The sequence below is a fragment of the Sulfurospirillum sp. 1307 genome (assembly GCF_054408545.1).
The window spans coordinates 811,645-836,995 of the sequence record NZ_CP176011.1; the positions used below are offsets into that span (position 1 = coordinate 811,645).

General features: G+C 28.9%; 23 protein-coding genes. 20 read left to right on the forward strand and 3 right to left on the reverse strand.

Annotation, left to right across the window (positions count from 1 at the left end; genetic code table 11):
- Positions 1–79: 79 nt before the first annotated feature.
- From ACKGJI_RS04150 to ACKGJI_RS04165, 4 genes are all read left to right on the forward strand, one after another.
- On the forward strand, positions 80–799 hold the full coding sequence (locus ACKGJI_RS04150; RefSeq protein ID WP_458701309.1) for a GntR family transcriptional regulator: 720 nt from the start codon (positions 80–82) through the stop codon (positions 797–799).
- A 79-nt stretch (positions 800–878) separates the two neighbouring features.
- Positions 879–1,712: a formyltetrahydrofolate deformylase gene (gene purU, locus ACKGJI_RS04155; protein WP_458701310.1), complete on the forward strand. Its 834-nt coding sequence runs from the start codon at positions 879–881 to the stop codon at positions 1,710–1,712.
- On the forward strand, positions 1,712–2,176 hold the full coding sequence (locus ACKGJI_RS04160; protein ID WP_458701311.1) for a tRNA (cytidine(34)-2'-O)-methyltransferase: 465 nt from the start codon (positions 1,712–1,714) through the stop codon (positions 2,174–2,176). Before purU ends, ACKGJI_RS04160 begins: the two co-directional genes overlap by 1 nt.
- On the forward strand, positions 2,173–3,306 hold the full coding sequence (locus tag ACKGJI_RS04165; protein ID WP_458701312.1) for a BaiN/RdsA family NAD(P)/FAD-dependent oxidoreductase: 1,134 nt from the start codon (positions 2,173–2,175) through the stop codon (positions 3,304–3,306). Before ACKGJI_RS04160 ends, ACKGJI_RS04165 begins: the two co-directional genes overlap by 4 nt.
- Here the strand turns inward: ACKGJI_RS04165 and ACKGJI_RS04170 are convergent.
- Positions 3,293–4,897 carry a sensor domain-containing diguanylate cyclase gene (locus ACKGJI_RS04170; RefSeq protein ID WP_458701314.1) on the reverse strand — a complete coding sequence of 535 codons (1,605 nt, stop codon included), beginning with the start codon at positions 4,895–4,897 and terminating at the stop codon, positions 3,293–3,295. The two genes, ACKGJI_RS04165 and ACKGJI_RS04170, sit on opposite strands and share 14 nt — an antisense overlap.
- 92 nt (positions 4,898–4,989) lie before the next feature.
- Between ACKGJI_RS04170 and ACKGJI_RS04175 the strand changes: the two genes are divergently transcribed.
- The 7 genes from ACKGJI_RS04175 to ACKGJI_RS04205 all read left to right on the forward strand — a co-directional run bounded on the left by ACKGJI_RS04175 (position 4,990) and on the right by ACKGJI_RS04205 (position 13,889).
- On the forward strand, positions 4,990–5,622 hold the full coding sequence (locus ACKGJI_RS04175; protein ID WP_458701315.1) for a carbonic anhydrase: 633 nt from the start codon (positions 4,990–4,992) through the stop codon (positions 5,620–5,622).
- The gene (locus ACKGJI_RS04180; RefSeq protein ID WP_458701316.1) at positions 5,619–6,758 is read left to right on the forward strand and encodes an endonuclease/exonuclease/phosphatase family protein; all 1,140 of its coding nucleotides are present in this window, start codon (positions 5,619–5,621) and stop codon (positions 6,756–6,758) included. The genes ACKGJI_RS04175 and ACKGJI_RS04180 overlap by 4 nt, the downstream gene beginning before the upstream one ends.
- Before the next feature lie 47 nt (positions 6,759–6,805).
- Positions 6,806–8,854 carry a glycine--tRNA ligase subunit beta gene (glyS, locus tag ACKGJI_RS04185; protein WP_458701317.1) on the forward strand — a complete coding sequence of 683 codons (2,049 nt, stop codon included), beginning with the start codon at positions 6,806–6,808 and terminating at the stop codon, positions 8,852–8,854.
- A gap of 159 nt (positions 8,855–9,013) precedes the next feature.
- Positions 9,014–10,492, forward strand: a complete 1,479-nt coding sequence (locus ACKGJI_RS04190) for an HD-GYP domain-containing protein (RefSeq protein ID WP_458701318.1) — start codon at positions 9,014–9,016, stop codon at positions 10,490–10,492.
- 210 nt (positions 10,493–10,702) lie between these two features.
- A complete protein-coding gene (locus ACKGJI_RS04195; protein ID WP_458701319.1) occupies positions 10,703–11,503 on the forward strand; it encodes an efflux RND transporter periplasmic adaptor subunit in 801 nt (266 codons plus the stop codon).
- Positions 11,503–13,227, forward strand: coding sequence for a molybdopterin-dependent oxidoreductase (locus ACKGJI_RS04200; RefSeq protein ID WP_458701320.1), 1,725 nt, complete (start codon positions 11,503–11,505; stop codon positions 13,225–13,227). Before ACKGJI_RS04195 ends, ACKGJI_RS04200 begins: the two co-directional genes overlap by 1 nt.
- On the forward strand, positions 13,206–13,889 hold the full coding sequence (locus tag ACKGJI_RS04205; RefSeq protein ID WP_458701321.1) for a hypothetical protein: 684 nt from the start codon (positions 13,206–13,208) through the stop codon (positions 13,887–13,889). The genes ACKGJI_RS04200 and ACKGJI_RS04205 overlap by 22 nt, the downstream gene beginning before the upstream one ends.
- On the opposite strand, the gene ACKGJI_RS04210 is transcribed toward ACKGJI_RS04205, so the two are convergent.
- Positions 13,886–14,353 (reverse strand): hypothetical protein, encoded by a 468-nt coding sequence (locus ACKGJI_RS04210; protein ID WP_458701322.1) that lies wholly within the window; start codon positions 14,351–14,353, stop codon positions 13,886–13,888. The two genes, ACKGJI_RS04205 and ACKGJI_RS04210, sit on opposite strands and share 4 nt — an antisense overlap.
- A gap of 81 nt (positions 14,354–14,434) precedes the next feature.
- On the opposite strand from ACKGJI_RS04210, the gene ACKGJI_RS04215 reads away from it, so the two are divergent.
- Positions 14,435–14,845 (forward strand): hypothetical protein, encoded by a 411-nt coding sequence (locus ACKGJI_RS04215; protein WP_458701323.1) that lies wholly within the window; start codon positions 14,435–14,437, stop codon positions 14,843–14,845.
- Here ACKGJI_RS04215 and ACKGJI_RS04220 read toward each other — a convergent pair.
- Positions 14,743–16,038, reverse strand: coding sequence for an ammonium transporter (locus tag ACKGJI_RS04220; RefSeq protein ID WP_458701324.1), 1,296 nt, complete (start codon positions 16,036–16,038; stop codon positions 14,743–14,745). The genes ACKGJI_RS04215 and ACKGJI_RS04220 overlap by 103 nt on opposite strands.
- Positions 16,039–16,191: 153 nt before the next feature.
- On the opposite strand from ACKGJI_RS04220, the gene ACKGJI_RS04225 reads away from it, so the two are divergent.
- The 8 genes from ACKGJI_RS04225 (at position 16,192) to ACKGJI_RS04260 (ending at position 25,295) form a co-directional block, all read left to right on the forward strand.
- On the forward strand, positions 16,192–16,380 hold the full coding sequence (locus ACKGJI_RS04225; RefSeq protein WP_458701325.1) for a YgaP family membrane protein: 189 nt from the start codon (positions 16,192–16,194) through the stop codon (positions 16,378–16,380).
- A gap of 51 nt (positions 16,381–16,431) precedes the next feature.
- A complete protein-coding gene (locus tag ACKGJI_RS04230) occupies positions 16,432–17,241 on the forward strand; it encodes a DUF4197 domain-containing protein (protein ID WP_458701326.1) in 810 nt (269 codons plus the stop codon).
- Positions 17,242–17,331: 90 nt separating this feature from the next.
- Positions 17,332–20,802: a methionine synthase gene (gene metH, locus ACKGJI_RS04235; RefSeq protein WP_458701327.1), complete on the forward strand. Its 3,471-nt coding sequence runs from the start codon at positions 17,332–17,334 to the stop codon at positions 20,800–20,802.
- Between the two features lie 65 nt (positions 20,803–20,867).
- On the forward strand, positions 20,868–22,886 hold the full coding sequence (locus ACKGJI_RS04240) for a TonB-dependent receptor plug domain-containing protein (RefSeq protein ID WP_458701328.1): 2,019 nt from the start codon (positions 20,868–20,870) through the stop codon (positions 22,884–22,886).
- A gap of 1 nt (position 22,887) precedes the next feature.
- A complete protein-coding gene (locus ACKGJI_RS04245) occupies positions 22,888–23,451 on the forward strand; it encodes a hypothetical protein (protein WP_458701329.1) in 564 nt (187 codons plus the stop codon).
- Positions 23,441–23,860, forward strand: a complete 420-nt coding sequence (locus tag ACKGJI_RS04250; protein ID WP_458701330.1) for a hypothetical protein — start codon at positions 23,441–23,443, stop codon at positions 23,858–23,860. Before ACKGJI_RS04245 ends, ACKGJI_RS04250 begins: the two co-directional genes overlap by 11 nt.
- Positions 23,853–24,653 (forward strand): peptidoglycan metallopeptidase Pgp3, encoded by an 801-nt coding sequence (gene pgp3, locus ACKGJI_RS04255; protein WP_458701331.1) that lies wholly within the window; start codon positions 23,853–23,855, stop codon positions 24,651–24,653. The genes ACKGJI_RS04250 and pgp3 overlap by 8 nt, the downstream gene beginning before the upstream one ends.
- A gap of 33 nt (positions 24,654–24,686) precedes the next feature.
- Complete coding sequence (locus tag ACKGJI_RS04260) at positions 24,687–25,295, forward strand: trimeric intracellular cation channel family protein (protein ID WP_458701332.1); 609 nt, start codon at positions 24,687–24,689, stop codon at positions 25,293–25,295.
- Positions 25,296–25,351: the final 56 nt, after the last annotated feature.

A 25,351-nucleotide genomic window follows, 5' to 3' on the forward strand; every position in this document is an offset into this window, starting at 1 on the left:
CTATAAATTTAAATTATGTAGTATGTAAGACAAATAAAAATCTATGTAAATGATTACTTAGAACATAAGGATATAGTTTTTGTTTGAGAAAAATGGGATTCCTTTATATATACAACTTAAAAATGAGCTTCTAAAAGATATAAATAAAAACTACAAAGTAAATGATACTATTCCATCAGAAGGGCAAATAGAAAAGCAGTATGGTGTAAGTAGAATTACTGTAAGAAAAGCAATAGAAGAGCTTGAAAGAGAAAACATAGTTGTAAAAAAGCAGGGTAAAGGAACTTTTGTAAAAGAGCCAAAAATTTTATATGAGGCAAATTTTATTGGGTCTCTTACTCAAAGATTGGCAAAGCAAAATCATATGCTTACAACAAAATCTATAGAATTTGAAATTATAAATGATGAGCATTATGTAAATGAGTTACTAAAGTGCAAAAAACTTTTATGTATTAAAAGATTTCGCCTTTTAGATGGAGAACCGTTTGCATTGATGTTAAATTATTTGGATGCTAGTAAAGTGCCAGATTTTATAGAAAATTTCCATACAGAATCACTATATAGCTTTTTAAAAGAGAAGTATGATATAGAATTTTATAATGCTGAAGAAACAGTGAGTGCAAAAGGCGCTAATGAAGAAGAGGCAAAAAAACTTGGTTTAGAAAAAAACTATCCACTTATATCTCTACAAAGACTTTCATTTGATAAATTCAATAATCCCATCGAGTTTTCAGATATAGTTATAAAGTCAGATATCTATAAACACAAAATCAAACTCTCAAGAGAAAGAACTAAATAATAATATATAGTTAATAATATACTTTCAAAATACTTAAGTACTTTTTTGGTATAATCACGCTTTTTTAGGAGAATGGCTTATGAATAAATATATATTAAAAATAGATTGTTCAGATGAAAAAGGTTTGATTTATAAGATTTCAGATGTAATTTTTAAAAATGATTTAAATATAGAAAAAAATGATGAGTATGTTGATAATGAAAATGGCAAATTCTTTTTTAGAGCAATTATAAGTGGTGATATAAAAAATACAGACATAATTACCAAGCTAAAAGAGGTTATGCCAAATGATTCAAATATTGTTTTAAAACCTAGAGAGAGAAAAAAAATAATCATAATGGCAACAAAAGAGTCTCATTGTTTGGGTGATTTACTTTTAAAATACTATAGCGGAGAGCTAAACGCTGAAGTAGTAGCTGTTGTTTCAAACTATGATTACTTAAGAGAATTAGTGGAAAAATTTAAAATACCTTATCACCATGTTCCTTGTGAAAGTTTAAATAGAATTGAACATGAAAAAGAGGTTTTAGAAGTTCTAAAATCTTATAAATTTGATTTTATTGTATTGGCTAAATATATGAGAATTCTCTCAAGTGAATTTGTTAAAAACTTTGAACAATCAATCATAAATATTCACCACTCCTTTTTACCAGCTTTTATTGGAGCAAATCCATACAAACAAGCTTACACAAGAGGGGTTAAAATCATAGGAGCAACTGCACACTTTGTAAATGACAACTTAGATGAAGGTCCAATAATAGCTCAAGATGTTATACATGTAGACCATGAATATAGCTGGAGAGATATGCAAAGGGCTGGAAAAAATGTTGAAAAAGTAGTTTTATCCAATGCTCTTGATTTAGTTTTGGATGAGAGAGTTTTTGTATATAACAATAAGACGGTTATTTTTTAATGTTTAATATAGTTTTAGTCCACCCTCAAATACCTCAAAATACCGGAACAATTGGAAGATTGTGTGTAAATAGTGATGCAACACTACACATAATCAAACCAACCTGTTTTGATATTAGTGATAAGAGTGTAAAAAGAGCAGGGCTTGATTATTGGGATTTGCTTGATTTGAAAGTTTGGGATTGTTTGGATGATTTTTTAAGTTCAAATGCCGATAAAAAAGATAGATTTTTCTTTGCTACAACAAAAAGTGATAAGCCATATTTTGAAGCCAAATTTAAAAAAGGAGATTTTATTTTTTTTGGAGGAGAATCAACAGGGCTTCCAATGGAGCTTATGAAGATAAAATGGGAAAATGCCATTACGATTCCTATGGGGAAAAATGGAAGAAGTTTAAACCAAGCAGTTAGTGTTGGTATAATCTTATATGATGCAATTCGTCAAAACTTTGCAGATTTTAAATGAAAACTCATGAAATACTTATCATTGGAGCTGGAGCTAGTGGTCTTTTTTTAGGTTCAAAGTTACAAGATAGAGATATTGCTTTTGTTGAAGCAAATTCAAAGATTGGGCTTAAAATACTAGCAAGCGGTGGTGGAAAATGTAATGTCACTAACAAAAATGTATCTGCTTCAAACTATCTTGGTGATAAAGATTTCATAAAACCTATTTTAAATGAATTTAGTCAATTTGAAACTTTAGAGTTTTTAAAAAAGTACAATATAGAGTTAGAATTAAGAAAATTTGGTCAATATTTTTGTAAAAACTCAGCTAGAGACTTGGTTGAACTTTTTAAAAACCTCAATAAAAAATCAAAATTTTATCTTGATACAAAAGTCTTACATGTAGAGCATGATGAAGTATTTAAAGTAGATACTTCAAAAGGACTAATTCTTACTAAAAAACTAGTAGTTGCAAGTGGAGGGATAAGTTATAAACAACTAGGAGCTAGTGATATAGGTTACGAAATAGCAAAGAGTTTTTCTCACTCAATAGTACCTTTAAATCCAGCACTTGTTGGTTTGACTGTTCAAAAAGAACAATTTTGGATGAAAGAGCTTAGTGGAATATCTTTTGATGTTATGATAAAAGTCAAAGACAAAACTTTAGAAGGTGATTTGCTTTTTACTCACAAAGGCATAAGTGGTCCAGTGGTTTTAAGTAGCTCATTGTATTGGGATAAAGGGAAAATAATTATAGATTTTCTTCCACATGTAAAACTAGATGAGATATTAAACTCAAAAAGTAAAAAACTTATAAGCTCAAGCTTGCCACTTCCAAAGAGATTTATGAAATCATTTTTAAGCAGTATATTAGTAAGTGATAAGCCGATAATAGATTTAAATATAGATGAAAAAGAAAAGCTGTATAGATTAAAAAATTACGAATTAGCTCCAGCTGGTAATTTTGGATATACAAAAGCTGAAGTAACAAAAGGTGGCGTAAGTACTAAAGAATTAACACTTTTTTTAGAGAGTAAACTACAAAAAAACCTCTATTTTATCGGAGAGGTTTTAAATGTAACTGGTGAGCTTGGTGGCTACAATTTTCAATGGGCATTTGCAAGTGCAAATAGATTGGCTAATCACATATGATTTTATCTCTTCCACTATCTTTAGCTTCATATAAAAGTTCATCAACTCTTTTGATAATAGTGTCTAAATCATCTCCTTCTTTATAACTTGTTATACCAAAACTACAAGTTACTTTTTCTTTTAAACCAAAATCATGATTTATAATTAGTTGACGTAGCTTATTTACTGTTTTTATAGCATCTTCTTTTGATGACTTTGGTAGAATTAGCATAAATTCTTCTCCACCCCATCTTGCAAAAATATCGCATTTTCTTATGTTTTCTTTTACTAGTTTCGATATACCTTTTAATATTTCATCCCCGATTAAATGTCCGTAGGTATCATTGATTTTTTTGAAAAAGTCTATGTCAAAAAGTACTAATGTAGCATCATCATGATATCTTTTGAATATATTTAAACTCTTTTCAAGTTCTTCATTGAATTTTTTTCTATTGTAAATTTGAGTTAATTCATCTTTTTGTGAATTTTCTTGAAGAGTATCAAAGTTTTCTTTTAGAGTTTCTTTTTGTTGTTTGATTTTTTTTAGAGCAATTTGTAGTTCTTTTGTTCTTTCTTTAACTGCTTCTTCTAGTTTATTCTTAGCATAATTAAGTTGTAAATAGTAGTAAGCAAGAAGTAAAATAAGAACCAATGAAGCAAAACTAAAAATCATATTTTTATAAAAATCATGCTTGATTTTTTTTATAAAATCTGCTTTTTTTAATCCCATTATATAGCCACTAAGATTCTTGTTGATATCTTTTATAGGGTAAAAAACTAATAAAAAATCATTTTTTTGTATTTTTATTGGAAATGAAAAAATATCTTCGCTATCAAGTTTTTTACATACTTTATTTTTAATGTCATCGCTAAATTTATATGAGTTATTAAACATATTTTTACTCTCTTTTAAAACAATAAATTCTTTATCAAATACACAATTTTTAAACTCAATGTTATTATTTTTGATGTATTCGTTTGAGATTTTATTTGCTTTGAGTAAAAATCTTTGTTTAGCTACTAATACTTTCTCAGCCATTTTAAGATAGTTTTTGATAGGCAGAGTAATACTAACACTTCCTACAAATTGATTTTTGTAAAAAATAGGATATACATATCTGTATCCATTGAAAAATTCATCACTCTCAAAGCCTTCGATTTTCTTTTTGTTTTTATGTACAAATTTTATTGACTCTTTTTTTTCAAGAACATTGCCTCCAAATTTATTAGGATTGGAAAATCTAAGAAAACTTTCGCCATCTTTTAATACAAAGTGTAATTCTTCAAAACCCTCTTTTTTTAGGCTATCTTTGAAAGTTGTTTTAAATTCTGAGTACAACTCTTCTCTTAATAAGTCCTTGTATTCATCATCTCTTACCTCTTTGGCATTATTTAAAATTGAAGCTATGTAATTGTTGTTTATTCTTCCATTGTAAATTATGTTTGGTACTGACTCAAAAGTTGAAAAAATTGTATTGTATGTATTTACAAAAGTATTTTGTACATTTATAGCACTCTCACTAATGAGTTTATTTTTTGCTTCATAAAAATAATAAGATAAAGACAATTGTATGGCTAAAAAAAGTACCACAATCCCATAAAACTTTTTCATTAATATCCTTGCATTTTAAAACCTTACAATTTATTATAACGTTATTTTTATAAAATCAATAATATAATAGACGAAAAAATATAAGGTTTGAAATGCATATAAGAGAATTAATAGAAGGTTATGAAAATTTCAAAGATAAAAAATTTAAAAAATATGAAAATAAGTTTTTAGATTTAGTTGAGAATGGACAAAAACCAAAAGTGCTTTTCATAGCTTGTAGTGATTCTAGGGTTGATCCAAACCTTATAACAAATGCAGACCCAGGTGCGCTTTTTATATTAAGAAATATAGGAAACTTTGTGCCACCTTTTTCTCCAGATGAAGACTACCATGCCACTGCAGCTGGAATTGAATATGCTGTTAGTGTTTTAAAAGTTACTGATATAATTATTTGTGGACATTCAAATTGTGGAGCAATAGAGAGTTTATATAAAGATATTAATAGCATCAAACTTGTACATGTAAAGAAGTGGTTAGAACTTGGACTTAGTGCAAAGAATTATGTCTTAAATCATCTTCCAAAAAATACTTTAAAAGAAGAAAAATTAGAACTTACTGAGAAAATTTCTATACTTTTTCAAATGCAAAACCTTTTAACTTATCCAGAAGTTAAAAATCTTGTTGATGAAGGATTGCTTAATATTAGAGGGTGGTATTATAGGCTAAAAGATGGCAAATTAGAGTACTATTGCGATAGTCAAGAAGAATTTATTCCAATGATATGAAAAAAATATTTTTATTAATCCTACCTATTTTTGTATTTGCTATAGAGTTTAAAGTAGCAACTTACAATGTTGAAAATCTTTTTGATACTAAAAAAAATGGTCATGAGTATAAAGAGTACATTCCAAATACTAAAAGTCAATGGAACGAAAGAGTACTAAGCATAAAAATAAAAAATATTTCAAAAGTAATTAAAGATATAAATGCAGATATAATTAATCTTTGCGAGGTTGAAAACAAAGATGTTTTAAAAATACTTAATTTAGCATTGGGTTCAAAAAAATATGAGTACATGTACTTTAAAAACAGTTCAAATCCAACTGATTGTGGATTGCTCTCAAGATTTCCTATAAAACATACAAAATCTTATATAGTTGATAAAAAGTTTAGGCCAATTCATAAAGTTTTGGTTGAGATAAAAGGGTATAGTTTAACTCTTTTTTTAAATCATTGGCCATCTTTTAAACATGGAATTAAAAAGAGAATAGAGTTTGCAAAAAAGTTAAAAGAACTCTACGAAAAAGAAAAACAATTTATATTGCTTGGAGATTTCAACTCTCCCTATGAGATAAAAGATGATGGTTGGGGAAAGTCAGTAAATTATTTGTTTGATACAACTCAAAGCCTTTGGTTTGATATACCTAAAAAAGATAGATACTCATATGCTTTTTTTAGTCAAAAAAGCGCAATTGATCATATAATAATTTCAAATGACATTAACTATAAAGAAGGCTCATTTAGGGTTTTCAAAGCAGATTATTTGCTAACAAAGTATAAAACTCCAAAAAGATGGATGATAAGTGATAAGGGGAAAGGCAAACATTTAGGAGTAGGATATAGCGATCATTTTGCTATATATGCTACTTTTTCAACAAAACAATATACAAAAAAATTTCCTAAAATAGTAAGCATAAAAGAACTTTTAAAAGCAAAAGAAGCTAGAGTTGATTTTATACTAAAAGATGTTATGGTAGTAGATAAAAACAGATACGGGGTTTTTATAGAGGACAAAAATAGAGATAAAATTTTTATTTACAAACCAGATATTAATTTAGAAATTGGAAATATTTATACTTTACATGTAAAAGAATTATCTACTTATAAAGGCAATAAAGAAATCGTTTTAATTCGATTTTAACTACTATTTGGATAAAATATCGGATTATTTACATAGAGGATAGATTTATGGTTAAGCCACTGTTAGTAGAAATTGGTGTAGAAGAACTTCCTGCGATTCCATTTTTGAAAGAGTTACCAAATATAGAGAAAAAATGGTTAAATTTGCTTGAGAAGTATGCACTAACTTGTGAATTTGAATTTTATTATACTCCTAGACGATTAGTTTTATGGCATAGGGAGTTCCCTACCTCACAAAATGATAAAGAAGAAGAATTTTTTGGTGCTCCTTTGAGTATTGCCTATAAAGATGGAGAACCAACACCTGCAGCTAATGGTTTTGCTAAAAAATGTGGTGTTAGTTTAGATGAGATAAAAACGGCACAAAAAAATGGTAAAGAGGTTTTATACTATAAAAAAAGTATAAAAGGCAAGAGTTCAGTAAATCTTATAGGAAATATGGTAGAAGAATTTTTAAGCTCTCTTAATTTTGGAAAATCTATGAGATGGGGAAGTTTAGAGAAAAGTTTTATAAGACCTATTAGGTGGATTACAGCAATGCTTGGTGATGAGGTTTTGTCTTTTGAAGCATATGGTGTAAAATCAAGCAACCTTTCATACCCTCATCGTGCAATCTCATATGAGCCAATTTCATATAACTTTGCTGGGGATTATTTTTCAAAAATAAAAGAAAACGGAGTTGTTTTATACCCACAAGAAAGAAAAGAGATTATTTTAAAAGATTTTGAAAATATTGAAAATCAAAATACTGTAACAATTGAAATAGATGAAGATTTACTTGCTGAAGTTATTGCAATCACAGAGTACCCAAAAGCATTAATTGGTAGTTTTGACGAAGAGTTTTTAAGGCTTCCAAGTGAAGTTATCATAACTTCTATGAAAGAGCATCAAAGATATTTTCCTGTTTTTAAAGATGGAAAAATAACAAATAAGTTTGTAGTCGTTTCAAATGCTATTTGTGATGATTATTCACTGATTGTAAAAGGTAATGAAAAAGTACTTCGTGCAAGATTGAGTGATGCACTTTTCTTTTATGATAATGATTTAAAAAATGGACTTAGCATAGAAGGCTTAAAAGATATCGTTTATCTTGATGGTTTAGGCTCAGTTTTTGAAAAAGTTTTAAGAGAAAGAAAAGTTGCTCTATATCTTGAAGAAAAGTATAAACAAGAGTTATTAAATCGCACAAAGAAAAATGAAGAAGATTTAAGTGAAACTTTGCATCGTGCAATTATGTTAAGTAAAGCAGACTTACTTACTGAAATGGTTTATGAGTTTACAGAACTTCAAGGCCTTATGGGGTATTACTATGCAAAGGCTGCTGGTGAAGATGAGTATGTTTGCTTGGCATTAAAAGAGCAGTATCTTCCAAATAGTGAAGATAGTGAACTTCCATCAAATCTATTTAGCTCAGTCATAGCTCTAGCAAATAAGCTAGATTCACTAATAGCACTTTTTAGTATAGGAAAAATTCCAACAGGAACAAAAGATCCATTTGGTCTTAGAAGAGCGGTAAATGGGATCATAAAAATCGTACTTGAGCAAAATATAAAATTTGATATAAAAGATGATTTATTCAAACTAAGTCAAAGTTATGCCCCTTTTGAGTTAAAAGAGCTTGAAAACTTTTTTATAGAAAGAATTTATCAATTTTTTGATGCAAATCCATCTGTCATAAAAGCAGTATTGAGTAGTGGAGAGAGAGATTTAATTCAAATTTCTAAAAAAATAAATGCTTTAAAAACAATCGTAAATAGTAGCGATTTTAAAGAAGTATTTTCTACATTTAAAAGAGTTGCAAACATTATCAAAGATTTAGATGTTGATAGTGAGTTGTTAGTTGATGAAAGTTTATTTGAAACAAGTGAAGAAAAAGAGCTTTTTAAAGAATACAAAAACAAAACCAGCCTTCAGTATAACTCATATGAAGAAAAGTTAGATTCTCTTTTCGGATTGAAATCAAGTATAGATAACTTTTTTGATAATGTTATGGTAAATACAGATAATAAAAAAGTAAAAGAAAATAGACAAAATCTAATAGCATTAATCTATAAAGAGTTTAAATCTATTGCTGATATTAAAGAGATAAGTGTATAAAAGTAAGGAAATTTTCCTTACTTTTATAAAGTTAAATAAAATTACAAAATAGTTTAAGTAATTATACGATACAATCATTTTGTTAAAAAAAATTAACTAAAGTGATTGTGAATGCCTTCGATTAAAAAAATAATATTTTTCAGACGTGTAGCAGTCTTGTTGTCTATCGTTTGGACATTGATGACTTATTCATTTTTTACTTACCAGATGAACAATGAAAAATCGCATATAGAACAAAATATACTTCAAAAAGCAAAAACTACTACAAATGAAGCAAAAGATCTAATAATTTGGGAATTCAATAGAAAAATAGAAGCTAGAAAATCAGATTATAACTTTGATTTTAATACTGGTTTTTCTCTTCGTGATTTGATTTATGAAATAGCAAAAAAACAAAATATTAAAATTAAGATAGAAGGTAACTATTTAGAAGATGATTTTGATGGTTTAGATAAAAAGGTAAAAACTGTAATTCAAAATTCTCAAAAAACTAAAAAAGACATATATACTATATATAGCAAAAACAATGATGAATATATCTTTTATTTTAAGCCTTTAGAAGCTAGTGAAAGTTGTTTAAAATGTCATGTTCATGATGATAGTGAGGTTGGAGATGTATTAGGAAATATCAACATTAGTATGGAAATTCCAACTCCAAAAGAATTTAATCCATCAAATTACTATTTTCTAATAGTTACTTATCTTTCAACCTGGCTTGCTGGATTAGCTGTTATTTGGTTTATAAGATATAAAAGTAGAGAGTTTTTTGATGAAAAAATGAAACATTATGAAGAAAGTATTTATTATTTTGTAGATATGATTGAAAAAAGAGATAGCTATACTGCAGGGCATAGTAAAAGAGTTGCAGTATATGCTAAAGAGATAGCAAAAGAATTAAAATTAAAGCAAAACGATATAGAATTGATTTATAGAGCTGGCATGCTTCATGATATAGGAAAAATTGAAGTTCCTGATGCACTTTTATTAAAACCAGATTATCTTACAAAAAATGAATATGAAATTATAAAAACACATTCTAAAGTTGGCTATGAACTTTTAAGTCGTGAACCTTTTTTGGACTTAGCTTCTATTGTTTTATATCATCATGAAAATTATGATGGAAGTGGCTATCCTTATGGTTTAAGTGGCGATGAAATTCCATTTTTATCTCAAATCATATCAGTTGCAGATGTATATGATGCACTTACAACCAATAGGTCATATAGAGAAGCTTTAAGTAAAGAAGATGCTTTAAAAATAATCAAAGAAGAAAGTGGTAAAAAATTTAATCCATCTATTGTTAAAGCAGCAATTATAATTTTTGAAAAAATGGTACTAGAAGACAGTTTTCCTATAAAAAATTCAGATTTTGTTAAAGATATAAGATTTTCATATTACTATCGAGATCAATTAACTGGGTATTACAATATCAATTATTTAAAATTTTTACTTTCTCATACGCAAAAATATACAATACAAAGTGCATGTCATATCAACTTTATAAACTTTGCTAAGTACAATACAAAATATGGCTGGAAAAAAGGAGATAAAGTATTACAAGATTTTAGTGATGTTTTAAGTAATGAGTGTAAACCTTGTTTACTCATTAGACTATTTTCAGACAATTTTTACTTTTAAATTTAGAGTCAAAGATAAATTTAGATTTAGATGTGATTGATAAATTTACCAAAGAATATGAAGTAAAGATTGAATATAAATTTATCAATATTAGTAGTAAAAACATAGATACATTTGACAAATTAGAAGACTTAATTCTATCTGGTTAATCATCATTTACAAAAACTTCTGTATAATTACAAATAAAAATAAAATATAGGAAGTAATTAAATGAAGTATTTGTTGAGTCTAGTTTTAATGGCAATTAGTTTAAATGCAGAAGTTTATTATGCTAAGGTTGAGCCTTTTGATTTATATACTATAAAATCTAGTGCTAGTGGTAGTGTAGTAAATGTTTACAAAGATGCTGAAGGTAAAATTTCAAAAGGTGGAGTTTTAATACAGATTGATGATTATTTAAATCAAAAAGAGTTAAAAAGTTCACAAAAAAAACTAGAAGCTCTAAAAAAGAGTTATGCTCTAATTGAAAAAAATCTAGAAAATTCAAAAAAAATAGAACAAATTAAAAAAGATAATTACGACAGAGTAAAAAATCTAAAAACGAAGTCAAAAGTTAGTAAAGATGCTGAACTTATAAACTACATAAATGCTTCAAATCAAGTAGTTACTTTAGAAAACTCTCTTCAAAATCTACAAGTTAGTATTAGTGATTTGGAGTATAAAATAGCTTATTTAAAAGACACTATTTCTAAAAAAATGGTTAAGATAAAAAAAGATTTTTTAATTTATAAGATATATGTAAATGAAGGTGATTTTGTAAATATGGGAACACTTTTAGCAGATGTTTATGATGTTACAAAAGCAAAAGCTACAATTTATCTCTCTAGAGATGATGTAAAAGATGTAAATAATTCAATCATATATATCAATGACAAGCCTACTGATTATAAAATAAACAAGATATGGAAAGTAGCTGATAGTCAAAATATCTCATCTTATAGAGCTGAAATTGTGCTTGATAAACCAAAAATATTTTCAGAGCTTTTAAAAATTGAGCTAAAGAAAAAATAATGAAAACAACCTGCCCACTAGATTGTTTTGATGGATGTAGCATTGAAGTTGATGATGGATTAAATTTAAAAGGTGATAAAAACCATCCTATAACAAAAGGATTTTTATGTCATCATATGAATAATTTTCATAAGTTTAAAAGAATTACAAATCCTACATTATATGGTAATGAAATTAGTATTGATGAAGCTGTAAGAATCGTAAAAGAAAAAGTAAAAGAAAAAAGCTTATATTTTAAAGGTAGTGGAAACTTAGGTATTATGCAAAGTCTTCCAAGAGTTTTCTTTGCAAAAGAGGGAGCTGATATTGCTAAAGGTTCACTGTGTGATGGTGCTGGAGATTTTGGCATAGTTGAAGGAAGAGGAGCAAATTTAACTCTTAGTCCTAATGAAGTTGAAAAAAGTGAAGTAGTTGTTCTTTGGGGAAGAGATCCAAGCACTACAAATTCTCATATCTTACCAGCCCTTAAAGGAAAAACTCTCATAGTCATTGATCCATACAAAACAAATCTAGTAAAAAGTGCAGATTTGCATCTACAAGTAACTCCAAGAGGAGATATCTACTTAGCAATGCTTATGGCTAGAATGGCATATATGGAAGAGATGGAAGATAGTGATTTTATAGAAAATAGGTGTGATAATTTTGATTATTATATAGACTTTGTAAACTCCAAACCAGTAGTTACACTTGAAAATAGAAGTGGTATAAGTATGCTTGAAATTGATAAGTTTTTATCTCTTATCAAAGGTAAAAAAGTATCTTTTTTGGTTGGTGTTGGTGTTCAAAAGTACGTTTTTGGACATAGTGTTTTAAGAGCTATTGATTCATTTGCTGCAATGCTTGGATTGTTTGGTAAAGAAGGTTGTGGAGTTGGGTACTTGGGTGATAGTATGCATGGTTTTGAATCTTCTTTTAGAGTCAAATCAAAAAAAGTATCAATGCCATTAGTAGATTTTTCAAAATATGATTTTGTATTTATCCAAGGTGCTAATCCAGTTGTTCAAATGCCATGTAGTCAAAAGATAAGATCAGATTTAAAGAAGGCTGGTTTTGTTGTGTATTTTGGATTGTATGAAAATGAAACTTCAAAATTAGCTGACCTCATAATACCAGCTAAAACTTTTTTGGAAAAAGAGGATTTAAAACTAAGTTATGGTCATGAATATATCGGATTTATGCCAAAGATTGTAGATAGTAACATCGGTATAAGTGAGTATGAACTAACAAAAATGCTAGGTTTAGAAGATTTAAAAAGTGAAAAAGAGTATATTGAGAAAATAGTATCTCAAAATAGTATTGAAAAAGATGGGTATTTGATTTCAAAGAGTTATGAAAAACGACTTTATGAAGATAGCTTTTATACTAGCAATAAAAAATTTGAATTTTTTGATGATTTTTATGATGATTGGGATGAAAGTGATGTAAAAGAAGGCTTTTACCTTATCAATAAAAAATATAACAAATCCTTAAATTCGCAGTTTCAAACGGAACAATTTTTACATGTACCACCAACTTTAGGTTATAATGATGGAGATTCGATAAAATTATCAAGTGGTGAGTATGAATGTGAATATATTGTAAAAAATGATGAGAATTTAAGAGATGATTGTTTTATGATTTATTCAGGACATAAAGATGCAAATGCTCTTACTCCACATATGAAAAGTGAAGAAGGAGAGTGTGCAGTTTATCAGGAATTAAAATGCACGATAGTATCCTCCTAGAAGATGCTTTACTGTTAGTAGAACAAAATTTTTATTTTCTACATGTAGGTGAATTTTTTGGAACTTTATCAAAAACAAATGATTATTCTGAATCACAAATGTATATAAAAAGAGATTTTGATAAAGCTCATACTTACAATTTTAATCCACTTATCATCAAAGAAGTTTTAAAAGACTCTTTTGATAGCGAAGATATTACTCTTTTTGAATACTTTGTTGAGTTTAATTCGTTTAGAGGTATTTGTATGGCTATGGTTGAAGCTTTGAGACTTGATAGCCCATTTAAAGATTTTATGAAAAGTAGACTTCAAGATAGATATGAAGATTTTTTTGATATTACTTCATTTGTAAGAAATGTACTCTCTCATAACATACATGCTCAAATAAAGTTAAATGAAAAAGATTATGCAGGAACCCTTAAAAGAATTAGAAGAATGAAAAGAGATACAGATATTTTCTTTGATTTTAAATATGTAAGAGATTTACCTGAAATTTCATCTCCAGACATAAATTACGGTTTTACATGTAGAATAGATTTTAAAAGCTTAGAAGAGGGTATGCCCTTTTTAGAAATCATCTCTCACTGGGAGCTTATGATGCTTAGTGAGCTATGTTTTAATCTTGTAATGGCATATAAAATTTTTAAAAATCAATCTGTTTAATATCCTCTTAACATTACCCCTAGAAAAATTGCAACAAGTCCTAATATGATATTTAGTGGTAAAAGTCTATTTGGTAGTAATCTTACTAATTCTTTCGCTCTTGGAAGATTTCCTTTTTTTACAGCTCTTGAAGCTCTAAATCTTTGTATATACATGTAAATATAATTTAAAAGCATAACAGTCCAAATTGCTTCTTTTGTATGAACTTTCCAGCCTGTAAAACCACCTCCAATTACAAGCACAATTCCACAAAAAACAATTAATGCAATAAAAGGTAAAACTAAGTGAAAAAGTTTTCTCATTGCTAGCAATGTTTTTTCAAGCCTCAATTTGTCATCTTCAATGCTTCCAATAGTAGGATGAACTGCTAAACGAATAGCTATCATCCCTCCAATCCAAATAACAGCAGAGATGATATGCAAAAATATAATGATTGCAGTGTAGTTTTCGTAAATATCTTTCATAAATATCCTTTTTAGAAAATTATACCAAAAAGGTATATATTTTGCTTAAAATTTAGTGATAAATAAAAAATGGAGTTTTACATGTACACAAATCTTTTTGCAATCGACCCAATGGCAGGAATTAGTTATGGGATATATAACTCCATAAAAGGTGAAAAAGGAAGTTTTTTGGATTTTTTATTTCACTATGATTCTTATAAAGCAAATAATAACGAAAATGATTGGTTAAATGATTTAATGAGTGAAGATGTACTTAGTTATGTTAAAAATCCAAAAGTTTTAAGTAGTTTGAATTATGTGGGATTGAGTACGATTGATTTCTTTTCAACGAAAAGTTATTTTGATACAAAAGTTGAAGTTTTAAAACTTCAACTTTTGCAAAAAATGAGTTATAAATTAAATGAATTTTCTCCATGTAATGACTCATCTAAACCAATTGTTTCACTTTCTTCATCAACTCTAGAACCACCAGTTAAAGCTGAAGAGATATAATACACAATCACAGTTCCTACTAGTGTTATAAGGCCAACAACTACGACAGATTCAAGTTGAACCATAAACTGTCCCATTCTATCACCACTCTCTTTTAAAGGACCATCCCATAACAAATCTTTATCATCAAGAGCAAATAAACCAGTTGCAAGTGCACCCCAAAGTCCTGCTAAAAAGTGAATTCCAAATGCATCTAAACTATCATCATATCCTAGTTTACTTTTAAGTATAGCAACACCAAAGAAACCTATAACTGAACCAACTATACCGATAATCAAAGCACCACTTACATCAACAAATCCTGCTGCTGGAGTGATAGCAACAAGTCCAGCAACAACACCAGAAGCTGCACCTAAAAGAGTTGTCTTTTTATAAACCAAATACTCAATCAAAATCCAAGTTAGACCAGCAGCTGCAGGAGCTAAAGCTGTTGTTAAAAAAGCTAAACCAGCGATTTGGCTTGCACCAAACGCACTACCAGCGTTAAATCCAAACCAACCAAACCATAAAAGAGCTGCTCCAAGTGCAGTTAACATAACACTAACTGGCTTCATTGCTATTTTTAAATAACCTTGTCTTTTACCAACTAAGTATGCAAGAACTAAACCAGCAAGACCACCATTCATATGAACAACTGTACCACCAGCAAAATCAAGCGCACCAGCATCAAACAAGAATCCTCCACCCCATACCATATGAGTTATTGGAGCATAAACAGCAACTATCCAAAGTGCTGCAAAAACTAACCAAGTTGAAAATTTCATTCTCTCTATCACTGAACCACTTGCGATTGCTACAGTGATTGCTGCAAATGTTCCTTGAAACACTACAAATACATAAGTAGGATAAGTTCCACTTAAATCTTTCCAGCTAATACCACTTAAAAATATGTTTGAAAAACCTCCTATGACCTTATTTAGGCTACCATCAGCTGTTCCAAATGCGATAGAATAACCAAATGCTATCCAAACTACCATTCCTATAAGAAATGCACCAAAAACCATGAAGTATGTATTAAGTAAGTTTTTAACTCTACTCATTCCTCCATAAAATAGAGCCAAACCAGCTGGTGTCATAAGAAGCACAAAAGCTGCACTTACCATCATCCAAGCAGTATCTCCAGTATCCAACTTATCTTCAGCAAAAACTATACTTGGTAAAAGTGTTAGTGCTAAAATCAACAATTTCCTCATTTTTTTTCCTTTCTTAATTAATCTGATAAAATTATAGCAATAAAAAGTATTTAAATTATTCAATAAATTGATTAAAAATTAATCAATAAGTTTTAATTTTGCTTTAAAATTAATTTTTATACACTTTTGTCAAATTTTTTAGGAGGTATTTAAATGAAATGTAATGTTGGTAAAAAAGATAAAATAAGAAGATTGATTTTAGGAACAATAGGGCTTGTTTTAAGTGCTGTATATCAAGAGTGGTATTTTTATCTTTTTACATGGACTGCAATGTTGACTTTAGCTTTTAGTTATTGCCCATTGTATCCATTTTTTAATGTTGATACTACTAAGGATGATTAAAATATAGTAATTTTATGCTATGCTTTTAGTATATAATATAAAGGGTCTAAAATGAAATATTTAATAGTTTTATTTTTTATTGTTTCTTCATTGTTTGGAAGTTGGAATAATGTTTTGGATATTTTTTCAAATTCAAAAGAAACAAAATCAATTGCTTCCATTGGCAAGAATGAACAAGTTACAGCATTAAAAGATGCTTTACTTCAAGGAAGTAATTATGCAGTTAAAAATCTTTCAACAAAAGGAGGGTTTTTAAATAACCCAAAAGTGAAAATTCCTCTTCCTTCATCGATTCAAAAGGCAACTTCATTAGTAAAAAAGTATGGCGGTGCAAAATATGTTGATGATTTTGAGGTTTCATTAAACGCAGCTGCAGAAAAGGCAGTACCTCAAACTTATGAAGTATTTAAAAAATCTATTCAAAATATGAGTATAGAAGATGCTAGAAAAATCCTTATGGGAAGTAAAGACAGTGCTACTAAGTTTTTAAAAGAGAAAAATACAAATGAGTTATATGAAAAAATATATCCTATTGTAAAAGATAGTATAAATCAAATAAATGTTATGCAATACTACACAACTCTAAAATCATACTTTAAAAAATATATGCCAAAATCATTGAGTACAACTGATGATAATTCGCTGTTTGGAACAGTTTTAAACATAGCCAAAAACAGTGGAGCAAAACAATATATGATTGATTTGAGTGAAAAAGAGCTTGATGATTATGTTACTAAAAAAACAATTGATGGTATATTTTATATGGTAGCCAAAGAAGAAGCTAAGATTAGAGAAAATCCTCTTGAAGCAACAAGCTCTATAGCAAAAAAAGTTTTTTCTGCATATACTAAGTCTAACTAAAATACTTAGTTGTTGCCATCATATCTACCTTTATCAACATTTTAAACAAATTTTGATAATATAAATCAATTATATATTTAGGAATTAATTTTGAGAGAGTTAAAAGAGCTTATAAAAGAAAGAGTACTTATAATTGATGGTGCTATGGGTACGCAAATACAAAGTGCAAATGTGCCAAAAGATGTATGGGAAGGCTTAGAAGGGTGTAATGAACTTTTAAACTCAACAGCTAAAGAAATCATACAAAATATTCATAAAGGCTACCTAGAAGCTGGTGCAGATATCATTAAAACAAATACATTTGGTGCTCTTCCTTGGGTGCTTGATGATTATGGTATAGGAAGTAGGGCTTATGAATTAGCAAAAAATGGAGCAAAGATTGTAAAAGAACTTTGTTTAGAGTATGAAAGCCAAGATAAACCAAGATTTTGTGCCGGAGCTCTTGGGCCTGGTACTAAGCTTCCTTCATTAGGACATATTAGTTATGATGAAATGTATGAGGGGTATTGTGAAGCTGTAAAAGGCTTGATTGATGGTGGAGTTGATTTGTTTTTAATCGAAACTGCACAAGATCCTTTACAGATAAAAGCTGCACTTCATGCGATGCAAGATATCTCAAAAGAAAAAAACAAAAAAATTCCTATAATGGTTTCAGTGACTATTGAGCTTAGTGGAACAATGCTAATAGGAACTGATGCTGTAACGATTTCAACTATTTTAGAGCCATTTGATATCTTGAGCTTAGGGTTTAACTGTGGAACTGGACCAGAACAAGTTAAAAAGCATGTAAAGACACTTAGTGAAGTTTGTAAATTCCCAATCTCAGTTCATGCAAATGCAGGGCTTCCTCAAAACAGAGGAGGTGTAACTTACTATCCAATGCAAGCAAAAGAGTTTGCAACACTTCAAAAAAGCTTTTTAGAGTTTGATGGAGTTTGTATATTGGGAGGTTGTTGTGGTACCACTCCTGCTCATATAAAAGAGTTATCAAGTAAAGTATCAAACATCAAGCCAAAACCTCCTGTTGGACAATCACCAGTTTCAATTGCATCTTTATTTGAAACAAGAGCTCTAAAGCAAGACCCAGCTCCTTTTTTAGTAGGAGAAAGAAGTAATGCAACTGGCTCTAAAGCTTTTAGAGAGTTGCTTTTAGATAGTAATTATGATGGCACTTTATCAGTAGCACAACAACAAGTAAGAAGTGGTGCACATGGGATTGATGTTAGTGTTGGTTTTGCAGGTCGTGATGAAACAAAAGATACTATTGAAGTGTTTTCAAGATATACTCAAAAGGTCACTCTTCCTTTGATGGTCGATACTACGCAAGTAAAAGCACTTGAGAGGGCACTTAAACTAATAGGTGGAAAACCAATCATAAATTCAGTAAATCTTGAAGATGGTGAAGAAAAATTTGATAAAGTATGCTCTTTAGCTAAAAGATTTGGATGCTCTTTGGTTTGTTTAACCATAGATGAAAAAGGTATGGCTAAAACTAAAGAAGAAAAAATTAAAATTGCCCAAAGGATTTATGAATTAGCTACAAAAAGACATGGAATTAATCCTGAAGATTTAGTTTTTGACTTGCTTACTTTTACAGTTGGAAGCGGCGATGAAGAGTACTACAGAGCAGCAATTGAAGTGATTGAAGCTATACGAGAGTTTAGTAAAATGCACCCAGAAGTTGGGTTTGTTTTGGGAATTTCTAATATATCTTTTGGATTAGCAAAACATGCAAGAGAGTATTTAAACTCAGTATTTTTACATCACTGCGTTGAAGCTGGTCTTAGTATGGCAATAGTAAATGTGAAAAATACTCTTCCAATGCACAAAATTAGTGATGAGCAAAGAAAAGTTTGTGAAGATTTACTTTTTAATAGAAGAGAAGAGGGTGATCCTCTTTTCAAATTTATTGAGTTTTTTAGTGATGTAGAGGCAAACCAAGAAGAAGTTGATGAAGCATTTGAAAAATTAAGCGATGAAGAAAAGATTGCTCAATTGCTAATTGATGGAGATAAAGAAAGAATGATACCTCTTTTAGAAAGGGCTAAAGACAAAATTGCTCCTGAAAAAATAGTAAATGAAATTTTGATTGATGCTATGAAAGTAGTGGGAGATCTTTTTGGAAGTGGACAAATGCAACTTCCTTTTGTACTTCAAAGTGCAGAGGTTATGAAAGCTAGTGTTGATTATCTAAATCCATTTTTGCCAAAGAGTGATAAAACAAGTCAAACAACGCTGGTAATTGGAACAGTAAAAGGTGATGTTCATGATGTTGGTAAGAATTTGGTTGATATTATTTTATCCAATAATGGATTTAAAGTTATAAACATTGGGATAAAAGCTGATTTACAAGATTTTATAAGTGCGCTAAGAGAGCATAATGCTGATGCAATTGGGATGAGTGGGCTTTTAGTTAAATCAACTGGAGTTATGAAAGAAAACTTAGAAACATTAAAATCAATGGGATTAAAGGTGCCAATTTTACTAGGTGGAGCTGCACTAAATGATAAATTTGTAGAAGAGTTTTGTAGGCCGATTTATGATGGACCAATATTTTATTGTAAAGATGCTTTTGAAGGCATAGAAGCTATGAGTAGAATTGAAGCTGGAAACTTTGATACAACATTTGTTCGAGGTAAAGAAGATAGTGATATAGTAGAAATCAAAGAGAAAAAAAGAGAGCCAATTCCTCCTTATGAACAAATCTCAATGCCAAGTAGAGAGATACAAATTCCAACACCACCTTTTTGGGGAAGAAGAGTTTTACAAACTGATGTTAAAGAAATTGCATTTGACTGGATTAATCACAAGCTACTATTCTCAAGAGCGTGGGGATATAGTGGTAAAGGTATGAGCAAAGAGGAAAAGCAAAAACAGCTAGATGAAGTTTTATGGCCTAAATATGAGAAAATAAAAGCCGAGATATTAAAAAAAGGTTTGTTTGAACCAACACTGATATATGGTTATTATCCATGTAGAAGTGAGGAAAATAAACTACATATTTTAGATACAAAAAGAGGCTATTTTAGTGAATCTGAAATAAACAAAGAAGCTTTACATGTAGAAGATATTACTCATACTTTAGATTTTCCAAGACAGCAAAGAAAGCCTCATAGATGTTTGAGTGATTACTTTAGAAGTGATAGAGATGATGTTGTTGCTTTTACCTGTGTGAGTGCTGGAGCAAAATTTAGCGAGTATGAAAAAGAGTTATATGATAAAGGTGAATTTAGTAAATATCACCTAATTCACGGAGTAAGCATAGAATTAGCTGAAGCACTAGCTGAAGTTATTCATAAGCAAATTAGACTAGATTTAGGCATTGCAGACAATGAAAAACACTCACTTAGAGATGTTCAAATGAGAGCATATAAAGGGTGTAGATACTCATTTGGGTATCCAGCTTGTCCAGAGCTTAGTGATAGTAAAGTTATATTTGATTTATTAAAACCAGAAGAATTTGGTATAGAACTTAGTGACACTTTTCAAATACACCCAGAACAAAGTACCACTGCAATCGTAGTTCACCATCCAGAAGCTATGTATTTTAATGTTGATTAAAATTATTTATTTTAGTAAAATAAATCCCCTTTTTTAAAGGGGAAACAAAATCAAGGAGAATGTAAATGAAAAATCCAAGAGGATTTAAAAAGAGGTATTTTTCTCTTGCTGCAATTTTAGCTTTTAGTGCTACAACTACTTTAGCAAATGAGACTAAAAGTTTTGTAGATAAACAAGAATCTACTGTAGCACAAGAAGAATACAGCGAAAGTGAAGAGTTGACTCCTCCTAGTGAAGAGTTAGATGTTGTTGTAATCTCAAAAAAGATTAAAGTTAAAGAAGTTGATGCTCCTTTTGCATCTGAAATATATACAAAAAAACAGATTGAAAAATCTCACTCCAAAGATATTTATGAATTTTTAAATACACAAACTTCAGTCACTACCGTATCAAATAATGGTAATAATTTTACTCAAAAGATAGATTTAAGAGGATATGGCATAGGTGATGGCTACCAAAATGTTGTTGTAAGTGTAAATGGAAAAAGATTAAATAATATAGATATGGTGCCTCAATTATTATCATCAATTCCAATAGATAGTGTAGAAAAAATAGAAATTATAAAGGGTTCAGGTTCTGTTGAATATGGAGATGGAGCAAATGCAGGTGTAATCAATATAGTAACTAAAGGATACGAAGGAGCTTCTTTTAAAACTTATTTTGGAGATAATGGTCTTTTGTATGGTTCAGTTGGATTAGGAATTAAAAGAGATAAATTTTCTATTAGTGGATATATAAATGATTATAGACATGATGGATACAAAGAAATAGGAACAGATGGAACAAAAGACGAAAGTTCAAGTCAAAACAAAGGGGTAAACCTAACTTTTACACCTATTGATAAATTGACTTTTAACTTGAGTAAAGCATATTCTAAAATGAATATCAACTATGCAAATGCTCTAACACTTCAAGAATATAATCAAAATCCAAAAACAATTCCACAGCCATCTTGGGGAGTTCCATATCTTGAACAATTTTTTTCTTCAGATGTATGGGATTATGGATTTAATTATAAAGCTACAGATAAGGTTTTGTTTGATTTTCAAATAAGAGATGAAAAAAAAGTATCTGATTTTATAACTTATAATTCTAAAAATAATTATAGATATAAATCTTATGATGCAAAAATAGATTATTCAGAAGAGAATATTAAAACAGTTATAGGTTTGCAAAAATTTGACGGAGAAAGAAGAAGTTCAACTAATACTACAACAAAAGACAACTTAGGATATTTTGTTAAATTGAATTATGATTTTTTAAATAGTAAATTATCATTCGGTGCAAGAGGTGAAAACATAAAATACACATATAATAAATCTGCTGTTAATTTAAACGACAAAAAATTTTTAAGAGCTTATGACTTAGGATATAATTACAAACTTGACAAAATATCTTCAATATTTATAAACTTTAATCAATCTTTTCAATCACCTGATATTGATAGATTTTTTAATGCCTTTACAGATACTTTTAATGGATTTATAAAACCAATGAAAGTAAAAACTGTAAATTTAGGTTACAATAAGATTGGATATCCAAATAAATTAAAAGTTTCAGCTTTTTATTCTGATATTGAAGATGAGATTTATTATAATGCTTCTACTTGGACAAACACAAACTTAGATAAAACAAGAAAATATGGTTTTGAATTATACGATAAATATAATATTTTATATAACCTTTATACAACTCTAAATTATTCTTATGTTGATACAAAAATAATAAAAGATAGTGTAAATCCAAGTATAGTAGGCAACGAAATTCCTGGAGTTTCAAAGCATAATGTAAAATTGGGAGTAGGGTACAACCCAACTCATAGAATTAATTTGCTTTTAACCCATACTTATAAATCAAAAGCGTACGCTATGAGCGATTTTGACCATAGTTTTGGCAAAATGGAAGCGTATAATTCAACGGATTTTTCAGCAACATATAAATATAAAAAATATAAATTTTTTGCAAAAATAAATAATTTATTTGATAAATCAAATGCACTTTTTGCTGATGATGGGACAAATTTAGGTGTTTACCCAGTAAACTATGAAAGAAATTTTATAGTTGGAATGAGTGCAAAGTTCTAATATGAAATTAAACCTCAGAGCGTATATATGGTACAAGTTTTTAAACTCAATGTTTTTTGGAGTTAGTGTAGGAAGTATTTTTGTGCTTTACACTCCGCTTGAACCCTCTATATACTCTCTTGGGGGTATTTTTTTAGCACTTGGGATGCTTTTTTTGGCTAAGTGGTATGATGTGATGATGAATCTAAAAGTTTTTTTTAAAATCACTTTTTTAGTGGAGTTCATAGTCTTTTGTTTTATTGGTTTTTTTCTCATTTTTAATTACTCTTATATGAGTGCTTTAGTTGTTTATATTGGTTATCAAGTAACTTTTATGTTTGGGAACTATTTGGTTCGTATGGAAACTATTGCTCTTAAAAAAACTTCTGTTTTGTCTATCGCTGATGTTGTTAAACAAAAAGGCTATCTTTTTGGTATGATTATCTCTTATATTTTTTATAAAGTTTTAGAAGTTCTACATGTAGAGGATAAACAAACTCAAGTTTATGATTTACATGTAGGACTTTTGGCTTTGCAAATTTGTATATTGTTTTTAGTATTAAAGGCTTTTAAAAATGACTTATAGCCAGTGGGTTAAGGAGCATGCTAAAAAGCATCAAAAGATTTTGAAAAAACTAAAAGATAAAAGTGATGATGAGGTAGTTGAGTATTTTTTTTATGAAAATATGCAAAAAAATGAAAAAGATTTTTGTTTGTTATACAGTGAACATAAAAAGTGTCATGATATGAAAAATCTAAATTGCTATTTATGTGCTTGTCCTTACTTTAGGTTTAGAGATGGTGGTTTTGATAAAATTGGGGGTAAAACTATTTATAGCTTTTGTTCAATCAACTCAAAACATGGAAAAACTTTTGAAACAGATGATGCAATTCATCAAGATTGCTCAGAGTGTATAATCCCTCATAAAAAAAATTTTATAAAAAAAGTATTTGGTAGAAATTGGAGTGAAATTATGAAGGATAGTGATGCGTAAGATATATTTGATTTTGGTTTTGGTTAGTTCACTTTTTTCTTATGAAGTTATAAATGGAGAAGCTTTTGTTTTAGAAGTTCCAAAAAATGCAAAGATTTTAAAAGATAAAAAAGAGTTACAAAAGATTTGCACTCCCATAAAATGCGTAGTGATAGTACCAGTTGGCTATAGAGATAAAATACAAGATATAAAATTAACTAAAATCATAGATAAAAAAGCGCAAGATATAGTTTTACATGTAAAAAAAGGAAAATACAAAAAAGAGATATTAAAAGTAGCGAAAAACAAGGTAAAACCTCCTAAAAAAGAGCTTGATAGGATATACAAGGAGTATATGGAAGTTAAAAAAATATACGCTAATGGTAGTGATAAAATTTATTTTAATACTCCTTTTGATTTGCCTCTTGATAGCAAAATAACAAGTGATTTTGGAAATGCTAGGATTTTTAATGGTACTTTAAAAAGCTACCATTCAGGAAGTGATTTTAGAGCAAAGGTTGGAACTCCTATAAAAGTTGTAAATGATGGCAGGGTTGTTTTAGCAAAAGATATGTATTATACTGGCAATAGTGTCATAGTAGATCATGGTGGAGGTATCTTTAGCTCATATTCTCATTTAAGTAGGGTTGATGTAAAAGTGGGAGATAAACTTAAAAAAGGAGATGTCATTGGACTTAGTGGTAAAACAGGAAGAGTTACAGGTCCTCATCTTCATTTTACAATCACAATAAATTCAAAAAAGATTAATCCAATAGATTTTATAGAAAAAATCAACAGATATTACAAATATTAAAGTATAATACGAAAAAAAATTAGGTTATGTTGTATGATAGGTTTAGAAATAGCAGATTTTGTTGGTACTATTGCATTTGCTTTAAGTGGTTTTTTGGTTGCTACAAGAGATAGATTAGATTTACTTGGTATTTTTATTTCATCTTTTTTAACTGCTCTAGGAGGAGGAATCTTAAGAGATACGGTAGCAGGTAGAGTTCCATATACTTTTTCGCATCATCTTCCAACTATTTTAGTGATTTTAGTCATAATTTTTTCAATCCTCTTTAAGTTGCACAAAAAAAGCGAACTAGAAAATAAAACTTATTTTGTTATTAGTGACTCAATTGGCTTGATTTCTTTTTCTATAACTGGGGCATTAGTAGGATTGATGGTTGATTTTAATATTTTTGGAGTTGTAATGCTAGCTCTTGCTACTGCTGTTGGTGGTGGTGTCATGAGAGATACGCTTTTAAATAGAGTTCCTGTTATTTTAGTTAGTCAGCTATATGGAACTGTGGCAATTTTAGTAGGAGTTATTGTTTTTTTACTAGATAGGTTTGAGCAAATTAATAATACAAATTTACTTTTAGTATTTGCATTTTTTCTTTGTTTAAGGATAGTTGCTTACTACAAAAAATGGCATCTTCCTACAATAGATTAATAACTGATGTTATGCACTATATATGGTTCATAACATCAGTTAACAATTATAAGATA